Consider the following 17407-nt stretch of genomic DNA (forward strand, 5'->3'; position numbering starts at 1 on the left):
TCTTGATGGGATTGTTTCAGGAAACTTGGTTCCTTCATTCCAATCCTCAGTTGTAAAGTTGAAGTTTTTCTAGTAAACTTCCTGTATTTTCACGCTGGAAAGCGTTTATAACAGAACTTGTCGCGCGCCTCCGTTAATTGAACAAGTTTTTAAAATTATTCTTAGGTACAATTCTTAGTTACATAATACTGAGTGTTATTCTATTACCAGTTTCGTAGTACTGCGCAACAATTTGTTCTCTTGTTTCTCGTATTTCTTATTCAATATAGGCTACCGTTAGTGATACAACAGTTACGACGGCTTCTTGTGCTACGCTATGCCGATAGTTTACCAAGCATGATATAACATTTTATTTAATTAATTTGATTATCTAACTTTTTTACACCCCCAATTACCATTCTTGTTATTAGTGATTTAAAAATGAGACCAAAAAAGGTATGATACCATTTCCATTTTCTGCTCCATTCAATTAAATCCGTCTTTTTCTCTGCCCAGAGTTCAATGAAAAAAGGTGGTATTGTAATGAAAATAAGCTTATAAATAATTGGAAAAATTTTGTCCTTTTCTGTCATTTGATTATAAAGAATGGTGAAAGTTGGATATACAAAGAAATCAAACAGTATATGAGTATCAAACGATTTTGAAAATAAACGCACAGGATACTTCACTATTTTATGCTTTGATAATATATTATCAATTAAACCGTTGGTAACGGCATTGAACAAATAAACGATTATCCAATCTTTTACTGGAGGCTTTCTAATAAGTAAGGGAATGAGTATCACTAAATTTATAATTAGTGTAATTCGTAAGAACTTCTTCTGGTTTTTATTTCGCTTCATAACAAACATCCTTTTATGATTAAAGTTCTTATTTAGGATGCTCATTCATATAGGAAATTATGAACTCTTAACTAATATGGTCTCCGTTATGTCATTTTATTTTCTTATAGTAGGAGCTATCTTAATGATTCCATTAAGTACTTATTATTCATTTATTATCTAAGTTATCCATATTTGATTTACGTAAAGCTTGAATCATTACTCTTATTAAAAAAATAGAACTTAATGTTAAACCTAGATAGGCAAATACATCTAGAAAGTTTAGGATACTTGGGTTTTTTTGATTAGAAACTAATAATAATCCAACTGATATACCACCAAAAGCAGTTCCAGCAAGTATAGTCAATACTTGTGCTACTATATAATTCACAAAATTTACGTTATCCTTTTCACCAAAAAAATTAATCCGAACAGTGAAATTGCCATTTTCTATTTTCGTTGTTAAATCATCAAATTTACGAGGAATTCTCGATAAAATCGGTAGTAATGATAGGGCTTCATTGTACACTATATCGCTAACTGATTTGTTATTATTAATTACACTCATATGTTCCTCTGCAAATCTCTTAGCTTCGATCATAATATCAAAATTATTATCAATAATTTCAAGTGTACCTTGTAATGTAATTAAAGAGCGGAATGCTCCAGCTACCATTGGATAAAACGAAAGTTCAAACTCATTCATTAATCCGAATAAATCGTGAATGATTTGTTCCGTGTTTTGTGCATCAGAAGTATTGTTTATTAGAAATTGGCTTAACGCTTGTTCTAATTGATATTTATTAATATTACTTTTTGGTTCAATTAAATCTAGTAACCCATCCATGAATAAGTATGCATTCTTCTTCTCTAACCCTACCATCAATCTTTTAAATCCAGCTTGTTGAATAGTCCCTAGTTTCCCCACTGATCCAAAATCAATAAGAGCAGGACGCCCATCATTTAAGATATAAACGTTACCAGGATGTGGATCAGCATGAAAAACTCCACTTGTAAATATCTGATGAAGAATAGTATCAAAAATTTCTTTTTGAAACTCTCTTTTATCCAAATTTAGTTTTTCCAGTATCCCTACTCCATTTTTTACAGTTACCCCCTCTATATATTCAATGACAAGTAATTTAGAGGTGCTAATTTCTTGATAGATGACGGGTACTTTTACATTAGTTTTCATGTCCTTCATTGCTTCTGAGATTTGTATAGAATTTCTTGCTTCAATTTTAAAATCAATCTCTTCTAACATAGCTTCAGCAAAGCCTTTCGCTAAACTTTTCATACCAATATTTCTTGCCAACTCACTCTTTTTGGACAATGTGTTTGATAATCGGATTAATATATCTAAATCAATCTTTAAGTTATTCGTTACATTTGGTCTTAATAATTTTACAACGACTTCTTGGTTTCCATCTTTTAATATAGCCCTATGAACTTGTCCAATTGAAGCAGCAGCGATTGGCTCCATATCAAACGATTCAAATGTATTCTCAATAGCTCCATGTAATTCTGTCTTTAAAACACTCTCTACCTCTTCCTTCGTTAAATACTTGACATTTTCTTGTAGTTTGGAGAGTTCTTCAATAAAATTTAATGGTAATAAATCTGTCCTTGTAGATAAAACTTGACCAAATTTAATAAAGACCCCACCACACTCTTCAAGGGTTTTACGCAATGAAATAGCGACACTTTCTTGATTATTTCGAAATGTTTTTGTAGATATGCCATTTTTTATTGCTATCCTAAGAACTTGAAGATACCTTCTTTGTCTTTTGAACCAATTTCTTATCTTTTTTAATGAGAAAACCGATGTATAAGCTGGTTTTTCTTTTGAATGATCACTAAGCATTTCAAAAATAAGAATCATGAACATTGTCGTAATAATTACAAATAAGATATACAATCCGTTTGAAGGATTAAATTCGTATATTCTCTCTGGATTACCTTTTAAAAATAAAAAGAAATAAGCTACTGCTGTAGAAGAAAAGCTTAAGAATATCGCAAGAAATACTTTTGTTTTAGAGACTGTCGTACCTATCAACCGTGTAATAATAAATGTAAATAATATAATAAAAATCAGTGCTTGTAGCAAATCTCTCACATCCTTTGATACCAGATTAAACATGTTTTATGTATTTTCGAATTAACTCTAAGTTTCCCACTTAAAAATTCAAAAATACATATTTAGTGAAAAGAATAAACAATGGTATACAGCAATGGATGCTTAGAATTACTAAAAATAATGCAAAAATGCGTAACTTCAGTAAGTACATACCGCTTATTCAAAAACTGCTTCGTTCATATCAGTTTAAGTGAAATTTTAATTCTATCATGTCATTAAGATCGTCTATTCATTTACATTGATCTTGGAAGGGCAATTGTAAAGCATGAACCAATACCTTTTTTACTAGTAACAGTAATTTTCCCTCCCATTGCCTCAATAATTTTATAACAAACCATCATTCCTAAACCTGTGCCTTCCTTCTTTGTTGAGTAAAATGGTAGACCTAAATCCCTCACTTCTGTTTCAGTCATTCCACAGCCATTATCTTTAATTTGAACTGTAGCAAAATTCTCGTCTTCTAATGTATAAATATCAATTCTTCCACTTGGAGTTAACTCCAATGCTTCAATACCATTTTTTATTATATTGAGCAAAACTTGTTTAAATTTACTTTTATTCCCTTTAATTTGTACAGATTTGACGTTAGGATTAAAATTAATTTCAACACTATTCATTAATGCAAACGAACTCATTGCTTCTACTACAGCATGAACTTCGAAATTGATCTCTATGACTTCTAATAAATTATCATCAGATTTAGCTAATGATAAGTAATCCTTAATAATTCTATTTGATTGATCTAACTCTTTTATTGAAATATCAATATATTTCTGTTGTTCTCTAGTAATATTCTCAGCTCCATATAACATCTGTAAAAACCCTTTTGCTGTTGTTAACGGGTTGCGAATTTCATGAGCCACACTTGCAGCAAGCTCTCCTACTATTCTTAATTTTTCTGCTCGTTGTACTTCCCTTTGATATTCTGCGAGTTTTTCTTCTGCTAACTTTCTTTCAGTAATATCTTTTGCAACAACAAAAACACCAACTAGGTTACCCTTTACAAGAACTGGTATGTTTGTTACTTCTAAATATACCTTACGTTCATTCCTGTTGATTTTACATTCATAATTTTGCGGGCCTTCTTCTATTGTTTTTTGAAAGGCTATTTGCACTAATTCAATATCTTCAGGCACCACCATCTCTAGAAAAGAACTATTTCTTAATTCTTCAATAGAATGATTACAAATGAACGATGACATTAAATTCGCATTAATTATATGTCCGTACCTATTTAATGTAAAAATAGCATCACAATGATTTTCATACAAAGATCGATAATGTTCTTCCCTATCTTCAAGCCTTTCGTTTAGCTGTACAAGTTCATTTTCAAATAAAACTCTATCCGTAATGTCGTTAATAATTGAAAATAACAGCTTTTTATTATTCTTATATATAGAAGATGAAAACACTTCTACATGTTTGAATTGACCATTAGCAAGGCGGTGTTTAAAAATAAACTGATTATGCTTTCGCTCAGAAGCCTCGTGCATTTTTTTATTAATTTGTGTCTTTGGTAACATGTTAATATCACTAATGTACATTTGTTTCAGTTGATCGAGTGAATAACCGTAAAAATTTGAAGCGGCTGGGTTAGCATCAATAATACGGCCTCCTTCTGGATCTATCAGAAGCATAACAGCACTATGTCCATTGAATAGGTCTTTCCAAAATGCCATAATTTATATTCCCCTATCACCTATATACACGTATGTGTGTAAAAATAGGCACTAATTTTTAGTAATTATTTCAATAAAATTATAAAACTAGTTCGACAAAAATTACCGAATACCTTTCAATCCTCTAAAAAAGTAAGTAATATCCATAAAAATTCAAAATATCTCTTTACTGAGTACACCCATTTCAACATTATTAAAAATGATGCCACAAAGTCAATGACTAACACTTTATGATGCTTATTGCGCGCAGCATAGCCAAGCCAAATTATAAGTAAGCCTCGGCTTTGAAGGACGCAGTGATGGTTCCTTTCGCTTCCTTCGTTTAGCGATACGAAAGAAGCAAGAGAACCGTCCCCTTGCTCCCGCAATATTCTTAAATTTCCAATAACGCTTCGGCACATTTTATGCCGTCAACAGAACTTGACGTGATCCCGCCTGCATAACCTGCTCCTTCCCCACAAGGGTATAAGCCTTTAATGTTCGACTCAAATGTAAGAGGATTTCGCCTAATTGTAACTGGTGATGAGCTTCGGCTTTCTACTGCTGATAAAACTGCATCATGTTTAACAAATCCGGCAAGTTTTTTATCCATTGCTCGTAAGCCATCTTTTAAGCTTTCAACGATAAACTCATCGAGACATTCTCTTAAATCCGTAGGTGTGACACCTGGGGTATACGTTGGCGTCACACGCCCAAGTTGTTTACTTGGTTTATCAGCTAAAAAGTCGCCAACGAGTTGAACTGGTGCAAAATAATTACTGCCACCAACTTCAAAGGCTTTTCGTTCAAGTTTTCTTTGAAATTCAATAGAGCCCAAAACGTCGCCATTGTAATCATTTGGCGATACAGAAACAAGCAATGCACTATTTGCATTTTCACCACTTCTTGCGCTATAGCTCATCCCATTTGTAACTACAGTATTTTTTTCTGATGCAGCAGCAACGACATGACCACCAGGACACATACAAAACGTGTAAGCACCTCTCCCATTAGCAAGATGTGCATTCAACTTATATTCAGATGCACCTAGAAGTGGACTACTAGCAAAGCAACCAAATTGCTGTTCATCGATGTCTTTTTGAAGGTGTTCAATACGCACTCCTACAGCAAAAGGCTTAGGAACCATCTCTACTCCTAAATCCTTTAACATAAAAAACGTATCCCTAGCACTATGCCCGATTGCAAGTACTACAGAATCAGTCTCGATAGACTCTGTTTTCCCTTGTTGTTCGAGTATCACGCCTCTAACGCCACCACTTTCAATGACGAGTTCCTTCATTTTCGTTTCGAAACGCACTTCCCCACCTAGGCGTTCGATTTTTTTTCGAATATTTCTCACAACCGTGATCAAAATGTCTGTTCCGATATGGGGCTTTGCTAAATAAGAAATCTCCTTAGGAGCACCAGCTTCGACAAGCTCATTAAATACTTTAGGAATTCTAGTATTTTTTATCCCTGTTGTTAATTTCCCATCTGAAAACGTTCCTGCTCCACCTTCACCAAATTGAACATTACAATTTGTGTCAAGCACGCCGTCTTTCCAAAATTTTTCGACAGCTATTTTTCTTCGATCTACGTCCATCCCCTGCTCTACTACAATCGGGTTTAAACCATGTTCTGCTAAAAGTAAAGCGCAGAAAAGTCCAGCAGGTCCACTGCCAACTACTACAGGACGGGTCGTCTTTTTCGATTTTTTGATAACATACTGGAACGGTTCAAAGGAAGATACATTTTTGATTCCTAAATACGACTTTTCGTTTTCGATTTCAACATCAACAGAATACACAAGTTGTACATTGTTTTTTTCCCTTGCATCAATTGATTTCTTAGAAATAGTAAAAGACAATATTTTATCCTGTTTGACCCTTAGTACTTTTTTGATTTTCTGAATTAAAAGTTCTTGTTCCTTGCTCGGGTCAAAATCAGCGCGTAGCTTAATATTACTTATTCTTAACATGTTACCATCCATCCTAAATTTTATTGGCTGCTATAAATCATTCTTCGTTACTTGAGTGAATTTCATAATTACCAAAAATGAGCCACATCAAACAATATATAGTTTGCGAATCGTTTTGACGCAACTATATATTGATCGTAGTGGCGGAAATAATGAATTATGAAATTCATTGACTAAGTTAATTATACAAAAAAGTGATTACTTTGGAAGTGAAAATTTCATTCTGCAACGATCAATCCTTCATTTGGGAATACTTACATTAGAATACGCCTTTTATGTATGTTAAAGTAAATTTAAGCAAAGAGCGACTTTCTAAAGAATAACAAGTGCATTTCTAAAGGGAGTCGCTCTTCTTTGTGTTCCAAACTAACAAAAAACAGAAAGCCTGGTTTTTAGTTACATCAACCTAGCCTTTTGTTCGTTCCCACTTGGAAACAGATTGCAGTGTAGATAAGTCAATCTTTTGAGTGTACTTATACGTTTTCGGCCAGGAACAAAATATAGATTTTTCCTTAAACATCATTTTAGTAAAAAATGAATTAGGCTTCGTGATCCAACCACCAGTAGGAATTAATTGTATTTCCACCTCATCACCGACTATATTCACTTCATATTCACCACTAATAAAGCCCATTCTTGCGTCTACATTTAGTGTAAATGTATCCTTATACTTATTCTTCTCTGTAAGTTTGCGAATATCAGGAAATCCTTGTTTAAATTGTACTAAAAAGTGATGCTTTTGATTTATTAAAGATATTTTTGTTAAGTTTTTGTCCTCGTCAAATGTATATTGGATAAGGTCATCTTGAACGACTATATTATTTGTATCTATGTGACACTCTTGTAAAGTAGTTTCTTTCGCATTGGCAAATTCTATTAAATGACAGTCCTCACTAAATCTAGTGTAGTAACGCCATTGAAAATCCTTAGGGATCGGATACGGAAAAGGATCAGGAGTGTGAGCTTTCCCATCAATGGATACTTCCACCTCTGTTTGATACTTTCTTACAAAATCAAAATCATAAAGGAAAAATAGTGGTAAATACGTTGGATGCTCACTTGAGGAGCCTACTGGAGCTAGTAAATCTACACCTCTTGAACGTTTTTTCGTATGCTCAAAGATTTTTGCCACAATCTCTCTACCAAATTTATCAGTAAACTGAAACGATAAATAAAAGCACTCTTTTCTTTTCTCAAATGTTACATTTTTCATCTGAACCTTCATACGTTCACATAAACCTTTCCCAGTTACATCAAAACAATCATCGTCATCCTCTTGTAAATTTAAATCATCGTACACATCCACGTACCCATCTTTACGATAAGCGATCACCCGATAAGCAGTACCGTACTCACTTCTTTCAAACACCTGTGGCTCTAAACCGATATACTCTTGGTCTGGATCTTTTTCAATATTTATTAATGCCAGCTTCTTTATTGGACTATAAGTAAAACTAAACGGTATCAAAACTGTTTTTGTATCTACTGTGCTCCCATTACTCATGACCACACCTCAATTTCCATATTTTCTTAAATCTATCATATCATTCATAAGCAATAGAAAAATTGGATATTTGATGAAAAAAGAGGTATACAATCCATAAATGGCGATTGCTTCCGGTATTACATTACTCATATTAGGTGTTATGGCCGCATTGGCTCCAGGAGAAAAATTTAAAGGTGCAACTCAAAGTTACACCTTTAATATTAGATTACATATTTATCTTTACAAACTTTCGCTTCCCAACTTGTACAACTAACCCTTCGGTAATAAGAACTCGTAACCCTGTATCTTCAATCTTTTCTCCGTTTATTTTTACTCCTTTATTCTCAATCATTCTGCGTGCTTCACTTTTCGAACTTAATAATTTTAAATTTACTAGAAAATCTAGGATTGGTACTTCTAGATTGCCTTTCCATTCAACCACTGGCATCTCATTAGGCATTGTTCCTTTTTGAAAGACTGATATAAATTGTTGTTCTGCCTTTTCTGCTGCTTTTGTCCCGTGGTACATCCTTACGATTGTTTTCCCTAGAAGCATTTTTGCATCTCTTGGATGTAGCTCGCCTGAATCTAGATCAACTTTTACTTTTTCTATTTGTTCAGGAGAGAAGTCTGTGATTAATTCGAAGTATTTCTTCATTAATTCGTCTGGAATCGACATCGCTTTTCCGTACATTTCGTGTGGGTTTTCATCAATACCGATGTAGTTTTTCTTTGATTTAGACATCTTTTCTACTCCGTCAAGCCCTTCCAGTAAAGGCATTAGTATTGCTACTTGCTTTTCTTTTCCAAACTTCTCTTGAAAGTGTCTTCCCATTAAAATATTAAAATGTTGGTCTGTTCCACCTAGTTCAATATCATTCTCTAACACAACAGAATCGTAACCTTGCATTAACGGGTAGAAAAATTCATGGAGTGAGATTGGCTTACCAAGAGCAGTTCTTTCTTCAAAATCATCTCTTTCCATTAGTCTTGCGACGGTTATTTTACCTGCTAGTTGAACGACATCTTCAAAGTGTAATTTGGAAAGCCACTCCGAGTTGTAATGTAGTTCGACTTTCTCCATATCCATCACTTTTCCAAATTGCTCGAAGTAGGTTTTTGCATTATGCTTTACTTCTTCATCTGTTAATGGTTTTCTAGCTACCGACTTGCCTGTTGGGTCGCCAATCTTACCTGTGAAATCTCCGATAAGCAATTGGATAATGTGTCCGTTCTCTTGAAACTGCCTCATTTTCTTTAAAACGACAGTATGCCCAAGATGCACATCTGGAGCAGATGGATCTAATCCCAATTTAATTTTAAGCGGTCGGTTTTCGAGAATGGACTTTGCCACCTTTAGCTCTAATTCCTCCGTAGGGATAATTTCTTGCACACCTTGCGTGTATATTTTCATTTGCCTTTTCACTTCGGCTAATTGTTCTTCATTCAGTTGTTCCAATATATTGTTCATCTTCATAACCTCCTAATAAGTAAAACGATACTCTTTTCTAATGGGACGTTAACTAAAATTGATTTTCTTTTATTACTCGCCGTAATAATTCAGAAACGTTTTTTTGTTCCTTAACAGATAAGCTAGAGACAATCTCTACTTCTCCTTGATGAAATTGTGGATAAAGCTCTTCCATTACCTTTTTTCCTTTATCTGTCATTGTTACAAAGGTAATTCTTCGGTCCCTCGTATCTGTTTTTCTAAACACTAGTTCTTTCTTTTCTAACGTTTTTGTAATATTGCTTATCGTAGCTTTTGAAACGGCGGTTAACTCTGCTAACTTCTTTGTTTCAACTGATTTCCAAATCCATAAATCATATAATATTGAAAATGAAGTCCACGAAAGCCCATGTTTCGATAAAACTTCTCGTTCCATTTTGTTTCTCAACCCTTGTGCTACTCTATAGATGTTTGTAACAACAGAAACAGCATCTAAATTAAGTGAATCCAACGGCATTTTTGACAATTGATTAATCGTATCTTTCTCTTCTTGGAGCAGTTCTCCATCATCATTAAAAGAATATACAGTAACCACCGCCTTCTAAATTTTCATAATCGTTAGCTATGAAACGATATTACCAAAAAAAATAATTAAATTAAATACTAAAATCCTGTATCCATATCGTATTAGATTGCTCAATACTTAATTATTATTAATTACTTCGACAAACCGTTTAGCAGTTTTCCCATCAATAGTCCCTGCAATTAAAAATTCTGTACCAGAAATTCCTACGTCAATTCTAGGAGATGCTATTAATTCATCATTTAAAAAGAACTTAGTTGTTTCTCCAAGATGACTTTCTGTTATTTCTTCTAATTTATTCTCATCTTTGAAAGTCAACTTGATTACGTATTGTTCAGTTTGTTCCTGATATTCCAAACCAGCTTCAGTAAAATCAGAAGTAGTTGCCAACACTTCTCCATCTTCGTTTTGTATAGTTACCTCGTCACTTTCTGAAGTTATACACCCTGTTAAAAAAAATAAGAATACAACACTGACAAATAAGTATCTAATAATTTTTTTCATTTTATTTCCTCCCTTTTAACTCAGAGAACTACCGTTTCTTTTCGTTTATAAATCCTGCAATTCTCTATATACAGGTCTATCTTTAAAAATAACCTCCCCATCTTTATCATAAGCGATAATATCCATCACGATATAGTTATCTATTGGCGAAAGCCAAATACGATTTTCGTTCACCTTAACAATATCAGCTTTTTTACGGTCGAAGAAAACTTCTTGTATTTCATCGTTATTTATTTTACCAAAAAATAACACATGGTTATTTTCAATATTTATACCATTTGTTGAAAGATCATTAGTTTCATCGGCTTTGTTTCCTAAAATTCCTGAATAAATAAATTCTAAATTGTCTTTAAATGAAAAAGCGGAAATTTTCACTGTATCATCTTCTGCGTTATAAGAAATAGCATAATAATAATCTCCGTTATTAATAACTTCGTATAATCTATTATTTTCAACTTCTACATATTCTTTAATGTTCCTAGTAATATCTTCATCAATCTTTATTAGATCTCTTTCACAACCAAACACCATCGAAAATAGAAGTAACGCTACAATTAGATATGATATTCTCAATTTATTTCCCCCTCATCAATACAGAGCAGTAGCCCTTGAAAATTTCACTATTGCCTCAATTGAATACTACTACGGCAACATCTCTTCAAGATTAAGTTCTGGTAAAACTCTAATCTTTCCCTTGACCATGAAAAGCTTGAGTCCATCGTTCACTTATATTACGATTTAATTCAGAGCGATTATTAGATAATTCTTCGAACCATTTTTTATTACTTTGATCTTCTAACGTTTCTCTGATTTTTGTTAACATTTTATTTGTTAAGACCAACCTTACCCTAGCTCTCTCTACGTTCTTTTCGAACATATCCATGTTACCTTCGTTATAATTGCGAGAAATTTCATTTAGTGGCGTTAGGAGGTGTTGAGAAAAGAGATCCACAGTCCCAAGTCGGTGAGAAGAAACTAAGGAATTGATTTTTACCGTATATCGTTCAAATTGCGCGACATCTCCTTCGCGTAATTGTTTTATCACGTGATCAAATATCTCTACATCAAAATTCCACATAACTTCCTCATGGTTAAATCGGTAGTCCTGTCCAACCGTATTTTTGAGAGAGTTGGTTTCATTGAAAAGATGAAAGTTCATCCCTAAAGATGAAACTAATAGGATCACAACAATTATGAAAATTAGCTTATTTTTATTCAAACGCTTCCCTCCCTAACCATTTTTTATAAACACCCTTGCAGAACTTCTGCTTCATAAGATGAATAAAAATAAACAAGAGCAACCACGTATATGACTGTTCCTGTTCACTTAAAAAATCCTCCTAATTCCTCAATTTCGGTTGTTCTAAAAACGATACCTTTATTGTCAAAAATAAAAATTTCGGGGGTTTCATTTATTTGTAAAGTGTTTTTGTAGTCATGTTTGTGGGAATTTCCTTCTAAAATAATATACGCTACCTCAGAAATGTTTTCAAATATTTTATATGAATCATCACTTATGGCGTTACTGATGTCACTTTGATATCCTCCACCTGGCAATTCATCGGCAAAAACCACAATAATATACATTTCTTCGTCCTCAGATTTGAGTTGATTAATTATTCTATCTTTCTCTGAGGAACAACCGATCAGAATAAAAATTACGCTTAGTATTATTGCAATATTCTTTTTCAAAATAACACCTCCTAATTAGACCCATAATTCAAACTCTCCTTGAAGTACTCTGTACTTTTAGTATAACATCTGTATTACCTACCGATGGGACAACATATACGCTGTAATTAATATAGCGCCGGTTTTCAACTAAGCTAAGCCGTTAGTTCAAGAAAGATTAACGAGGCTACCTCTGGCAATTCTATTTCGAATTTATTTCTTTCTTTTTAGTTCCTCAATTTCATTTTGAAGCTCTTTAATTTTTAAATCTTTTTTTCTATAACTACTTTTCATCCAAAAGAAGATTAGTAATACTCCGCCAACTATACCAACTAAAATTAACGAAATAAGAATAATTAAAAATATTTCATTAGCCATAAACAACCCTCTTTTCTTTATCGGGAAACTTCCCGCTTCTTCAATGAGTTTATGCTATTGCCCTAATTTAACTTCTTTTTTGGTAAATGGAGTTTATTTGTTCATTAATTTTTATTAATTCTTCGGTGATACTTTCTATCATTTCATCAGAGATTTCCTTCGCTTTTCTTTGATTAATGGCTTGACTCGTTGATTGTTCTTTAGTTTGCTTAATGGTTTGGCTCGCTGAATTTAGGAGTTCCTGAACTGTCTCCATCTCACTTTTATAAAAAGGTCCACCATAAACAAAATCACCAAGGAGTTTTTCAATATTTAATAAGGTTTCTTCGAATTCATCAATATAACTCATATTATTAAAGGTCAACGCATGAACTAAATGAGAGCGTGTGTTTCGGATATTATTTGTGTGTGTGTCAATCGCCTGTTCAATTAATAGTAATTCTTTTTCGCTAGGCAACTCTCCAGCTCCATAAAATTCAAATGTATTAGAGATTGAATCAAAATGGTCCGAAAGATTGCTAATCCCATAAGAAATACTTGCATATCGTAAATCTTCACTTACAACATCATTTTTCTCTGAGTTTAATTGAAACAATAAAAACACATTTAGTACCAATGATATAATTAAAAAAAACTTCAAAAACTTTTCCATATAAATCCCCCTTTATTCAGAATAATTTCTACTTAAATATGCTTACGATTAAAACTTTAATAAAGTTTCAATTGAACAAACGCTTTCGTTAGTTAAAACGACTTATTTCAATAACTCGTCCTCTAATTCTCTTTCAATTTTTTCATTAGGTATCAATTTTTCAGTCTCTTCCTCAATACCAAGATGTTTCATTATCATTTTTTGTTGATGTTTAATCGTAGAAAGACTACCAATTACATAAATAAGTATAGCAATAGGTATTAGTACCGATAGAATATAATAAACAACCATTAAATCCTCCTTCCTTATCCACTCTTCTACTAAATATAGATAAAAAATTAACTCGCAAAAGAGCGTAACTCCTTATTTAATTATTCTGCTCATTACTAAAACAAAAGCGCCACTGCCACTGTTCCAGTAGTTCTCACAAGACCTCCATAAAAGTGCTTTACTATAGTATGCTGACTCTTTTTTTAGAAGACTGTTTTTTGCATTAACGCTTTTACCGTCTTAATACTTAATCCCCCTAATAATTATTTTTATTTATTTCTTCAAGAAGTTCGATAATTTTTTTGTTTTGATTCGATTGTTCCCTTAAATAACTAATAACTGTCCCTATACCAATAATGACAAAAATAATTAAAATCCACATACAATTTCCCCTCTCTTATAAACCATTACTTTCTACTAAACTCAATACTGAAACTAAGCGTTACCGCTGCTATTGCAGAAAAGCTCGTCGTAAATTAAAGAATAAGCGATAAAATACCTATAACCAAGAAAATTATTGTAAAACTTAAAAGCACAGAAATACGTCTTATTTCTTCTTGTTCCTTTGCTTTTTTTAAATCTCTCCATACTGAATAAGTAATAATAATTCCTATAACTACCGCCAAATAAGGTTTTAGATTTTCTGGAAGATAATTTACTACAAAATAGCTAATTATCATTAGAAATGGCACTACAACAAAATAATATACCTTATTACTCAATTAACCCCTCCTAACATAGCTTAAATACTGAAACAAAGCGTCACTGCTGCCATTGCAGGAACGCTTCAGTTTATTTAAGAAAACATTTCATTTCGATCAACCCATGATATAAAAATATCTATTAATGATTGTGTTGTTTCTAAAAATACTCCACCATTTTGCTTCTCTTTCCGCTGTTCATGATGCATGCTTGAATCCAGCTTATTTTTTTATGTAACATCCATTACCAGTCCTTATACTTTTTTTACATTTTTTTCTACCACTAAATATTAACATAATTCAAAATTTATTTGTTTGTAAATTGAAAAAACGAGCTGAATTAATTACAGCTCGTGATTTTACTATTGCTTATCGTTTGTTAAAGAAGGATTTTTTAATCTTCCTGTTCCAGAAACGCAACCGTTTGTTTAAGTAGTTTTCTTCACAAGTAGTTATTCCTGGACTAGTATATATTTTATAATTCTCTTCTACTTTTTCCAGACTTCAGAATGATGTTAACGCCGTTAGCTGTTCCGCCCCAAATATGGTTTTCCAATGTCGAGATATCAATTTCGGTTTCTAGATAGACAGTTTTTCTTTGCTTCCCAGAAAGAGTAATTTCATGTAGCCCGTGATGATTCATTAGAGTGAGCATTGGGGGGGCATTCTCAAAACGAAATCGATCATAAAACTCAACTGTGAATTCTACTGGCTTTCTACTATAATTTACAAACGGAAGCTTACAAGAGCCTACTAATGTTTCATCGTCAATCATCGTAAAATTACAATTACTTGCTTGGCGATCATAAGAAACAGCATAAATGCCAGTTGCCACCGTTTGTTGAAAGATACTAACTAAAAAGATCGGGCCACCCATCATAACTACAAATCCGATGAGAACAAAACGTCCTTTATATTCTTTCAACGAGTTTGACAGTAAGAACAAACTAACGATTACAAGGATGAGAGAAAAAATCCCCACATAATGGAATCCTCCCAAAAAACGAAGTGGGATATTTAGATTTACCAAAATAGCCTCGGCTAATGGTAGAGCATGTGGGAATGGCAAATTGAGGATAATTATAACCAATAAGATAGCTATCGACCAATATAGGTATTTCTTGTTTTCAATCATTTCAACACTCCTAGTAGAAATACATGTACATCATTGCAGCTCATAATTTTATTAACGCATTCGTTAGTTCAAGATTGAAAGGTCTAAGCCTTAATATTGATGATTAATTGAAAATATAATGCACTCCATTAAAATTTATATAGTATCCTGTTATTGGTAAATCAAAATCTTCAATATTTCTTATTGTTTTATTCTCAACAAGAAATTTTTCTTGGTCCAAAATGTTATAAGAAACGTTCCAACCACTACTAAAAACTTGGTTTCCATTACCTGCTGTTACTACATTATCATTTAAGATTATAAAGCTTAAACTTTCAAAGAAACCTTTTGCTTCGACTAACTGATAATACTGGTCCCATTTTTCAAATGTAGATTTGCTGATGTCATACTTTTTATCATCAATTGAATACCTTACTTTGTAAACGTTAAAACCATTATTGACTTTCTCTATTAGTTCGTAATGTGAAAGCTTAATTAATCCTTTGTCATCGAATTCTAATCTAAAATTCTGTATTTTAGCGAAGTCTGAAATGCCTAATTCTGTTAAGTTATAAAAATGTTCATTAAAATTTATTTCAGTTACTTTATTACTTTCAGCCACACTGCCAACACTTCCTTTGGCATGATAAACAGCAATAAATGTTATTACTAAACCTACTACAAATATAAACAGAACCAACCTGCTTTTTCCCGAAAGTAATTTCGGTCTATAATAACCCATTTAACCTATCCACCACCTTCGTTAATAAAATGATAAAATTTTGCAAATTACCTTGTTCAAAATCCTTCCTAATACTTAAACAAAGTGTCACTGCTGCTATTAAAGTAACGCATCCAGTTAGTTCAAAATCTTAGGTTACTATTTATAATAATCTTTTTGGTACAAGATGGATTCTTCCTGTATTTCTTTCATCATATCCACCCAATACTTACGAGTGATGATATAAGTCACTACATAATATTGACCAGATATTTTTCTCCAAGCTAACGTAGTGTTGTAAATAGGTTCTAATAGTTCACGTTCTTCTGCTGAAAAGGTTATCATATCTGATCTATCCAAGTTAGCTTCTATAAAATTATCTTCTATATAAACTAAATCACTTGCCATTAAATACGAAGTTGTCTTAGTCGCATTCTCTAAACCTTTAGCACGATTAGGGTATATCGCTCTAGCCATTTTTTCAATTTCATAACTAGCATGTTCAATCGTCTTATAAGCATTTTTTAATTGCATCCACTGTGCATAAGGAATTTGATTTTCGTCCATTGCAGTCGTTAATATACTTGAGGCGGTATGAATTTCCTTCTGAATGGCATGTACCTTTTCCATTAATAGTGGATTTAAATAGTTATGTTGATTACTTACTTCTTGATGTTTCTTATAACCATACATGACGGCAATGAATAATAGAAAAACCAAAAAATAATACTGTTTTTTTGATAAATTTATCACAAAAAATTTCCTCAATTCTAAAAGTATTCAATATTTATTTCTTCAACAATCGCATTCAATACTTCAATAGTTTTACTTCCGCTGTTCCAGTAAAACTTTCGTTAACTAAAAAAGGCATATTTTAAAGTCCTAATCAATTGGCGGAATTTGCAACAATATTTCCTCATTACGTTCTACGAAATTCACTATGAAATGAGCTAACTCTCTATGTTCGTCTTTTAGCGTTGTATTTGTTGTGCGAAACAACTTATATTTTTCATTAAATTTATTAGATATTGATTGTAAATTTTTATTAAATTCACTTAAGTATTCTTTTTGCTCTTGTGATAAGGTCTGCCCCTCATTACGATAAAAATATTTTGTTACAGTATTATTCACTTGTTGTCCAAGTAGAAAAAGACTACTAGACAACTCACTCATTTCATTACTTGGTAACCCGCCATTTAACCTCAAATATTCAGAATTAGATACCATCCATAGGTAGTTTTCTTCATTTTCAAAGTCTTCAATTACCTTTTCCATATTATTAG

20 protein-coding genes are annotated in these 17407 nt (G+C 32.6%); all 20 read right to left on the reverse strand.

What is annotated here, in order from left to right; genetic code table 11:
• Positions 1-353 precede the first annotated feature (353 nt).
• Positions 354-842: a CBO0543 family protein gene (locus BKP35_RS13185; protein WP_071313833.1), complete on the reverse strand. Its 489-nt coding sequence runs from the start codon at positions 840-842 to the stop codon at positions 354-356.
• Between the two features lie 148 nt (positions 843-990).
• A complete protein-coding gene (locus tag BKP35_RS13190) occupies positions 991-2961 on the reverse strand; it encodes an ABC1 kinase family protein (RefSeq protein ID WP_071313834.1) in 1971 nt (656 codons plus the stop codon).
• A 230-nt stretch (positions 2962-3191) separates the two neighbouring features.
• Positions 3192-4637: a PAS domain S-box protein gene (locus BKP35_RS13195; protein ID WP_071313835.1), complete on the reverse strand. Its 1446-nt coding sequence runs from the start codon at positions 4635-4637 to the stop codon at positions 3192-3194.
• Between the two features lie 373 nt (positions 4638-5010).
• Positions 5011-6594, reverse strand: a complete 1584-nt coding sequence (locus BKP35_RS13200) for an NAD(P)/FAD-dependent oxidoreductase (RefSeq protein WP_071313836.1) — start codon at positions 6592-6594, stop codon at positions 5011-5013.
• Positions 6595-7000: 406 nt separating this feature from the next.
• Complete coding sequence (locus tag BKP35_RS13205; protein WP_071313837.1) at positions 7001-8098, reverse strand: hypothetical protein; 1098 nt, start codon at positions 8096-8098, stop codon at positions 7001-7003.
• A gap of 208 nt (positions 8099-8306) precedes the next feature.
• Positions 8307-9551 carry a tyrosine--tRNA ligase gene (gene tyrS / locus BKP35_RS13210; RefSeq protein WP_071313838.1) on the reverse strand — a complete coding sequence of 415 codons (1245 nt, stop codon included), beginning with the start codon at positions 9549-9551 and terminating at the stop codon, positions 8307-8309.
• Between the two features lie 52 nt (positions 9552-9603).
• Positions 9604-10047 carry a MarR family winged helix-turn-helix transcriptional regulator gene (locus tag BKP35_RS13215; RefSeq protein WP_084031652.1) on the reverse strand — a complete coding sequence of 148 codons (444 nt, stop codon included), beginning with the start codon at positions 10045-10047 and terminating at the stop codon, positions 9604-9606.
• 186 nt (positions 10048-10233) lie between these two features.
• Positions 10234-10617: a SecDF P1 head subdomain-containing protein gene (locus BKP35_RS13220; RefSeq protein WP_071313840.1), complete on the reverse strand. Its 384-nt coding sequence runs from the start codon at positions 10615-10617 to the stop codon at positions 10234-10236.
• Positions 10618-10662: 45 nt separating this feature from the next.
• Complete coding sequence (locus tag BKP35_RS13225) at positions 10663-11190, reverse strand: hypothetical protein (RefSeq protein WP_071313841.1); 528 nt, start codon at positions 11188-11190, stop codon at positions 10663-10665.
• Between the two features lie 109 nt (positions 11191-11299).
• Positions 11300-11836: a hypothetical protein gene (locus BKP35_RS13230; RefSeq protein WP_071313842.1), complete on the reverse strand. Its 537-nt coding sequence runs from the start codon at positions 11834-11836 to the stop codon at positions 11300-11302.
• A 104-nt stretch (positions 11837-11940) separates the two neighbouring features.
• Positions 11941-12309 (reverse strand): hypothetical protein, encoded by a 369-nt coding sequence (locus tag BKP35_RS13235; RefSeq protein ID WP_071313843.1) that lies wholly within the window; start codon positions 12307-12309, stop codon positions 11941-11943.
• 192 nt (positions 12310-12501) lie between these two features.
• Positions 12502-12666 carry a DUF1049 domain-containing protein gene (locus BKP35_RS19195; RefSeq protein WP_139192883.1) on the reverse strand — a complete coding sequence of 55 codons (165 nt, stop codon included), beginning with the start codon at positions 12664-12666 and terminating at the stop codon, positions 12502-12504.
• A gap of 67 nt (positions 12667-12733) precedes the next feature.
• Positions 12734-13318, reverse strand: coding sequence for a hypothetical protein (locus BKP35_RS13240; RefSeq protein WP_071313844.1), 585 nt, complete (start codon positions 13316-13318; stop codon positions 12734-12736).
• Between the two features lie 102 nt (positions 13319-13420).
• Positions 13421-13609, reverse strand: coding sequence for a hypothetical protein (locus tag BKP35_RS13245; protein WP_071313845.1), 189 nt, complete (start codon positions 13607-13609; stop codon positions 13421-13423).
• Between the two features lie 235 nt (positions 13610-13844).
• A complete protein-coding gene (locus BKP35_RS20110) occupies positions 13845-13970 on the reverse strand; it encodes a hypothetical protein (RefSeq protein ID WP_281244237.1) in 126 nt (41 codons plus the stop codon).
• Positions 13971-14064: 94 nt separating this feature from the next.
• Entirely contained in the window at positions 14065-14310 is a 246-nt protein-coding gene (locus tag BKP35_RS13250) for a hypothetical protein (protein ID WP_071313846.1), read from the reverse strand.
• A gap of 454 nt (positions 14311-14764) precedes the next feature.
• Complete coding sequence (locus BKP35_RS13255) at positions 14765-15271, reverse strand: hypothetical protein (RefSeq protein ID WP_084031651.1); 507 nt, start codon at positions 15269-15271, stop codon at positions 14765-14767.
• Positions 15272-15527: 256 nt separating this feature from the next.
• A complete protein-coding gene (locus BKP35_RS13260; RefSeq protein ID WP_071313848.1) occupies positions 15528-16145 on the reverse strand; it encodes a hypothetical protein in 618 nt (205 codons plus the stop codon).
• Between the two features lie 138 nt (positions 16146-16283).
• Entirely contained in the window at positions 16284-16844 is a 561-nt protein-coding gene (locus BKP35_RS13265; RefSeq protein ID WP_139192884.1) for a hypothetical protein, read from the reverse strand.
• A 162-nt stretch (positions 16845-17006) separates the two neighbouring features.
• Positions 17007-17407: hypothetical protein (locus tag BKP35_RS19620; RefSeq protein WP_169819223.1), on the reverse strand; the 401-nt coding region annotated here is incomplete at its 5' end.

The sequence above is a fragment of the Anaerobacillus arseniciselenatis genome, from assembly GCF_001865995.1.
GTDB classification, from domain to species: domain Bacteria; phylum Bacillota; class Bacilli; order Bacillales; family Anaerobacillaceae; genus Anaerobacillus; species Anaerobacillus arseniciselenatis.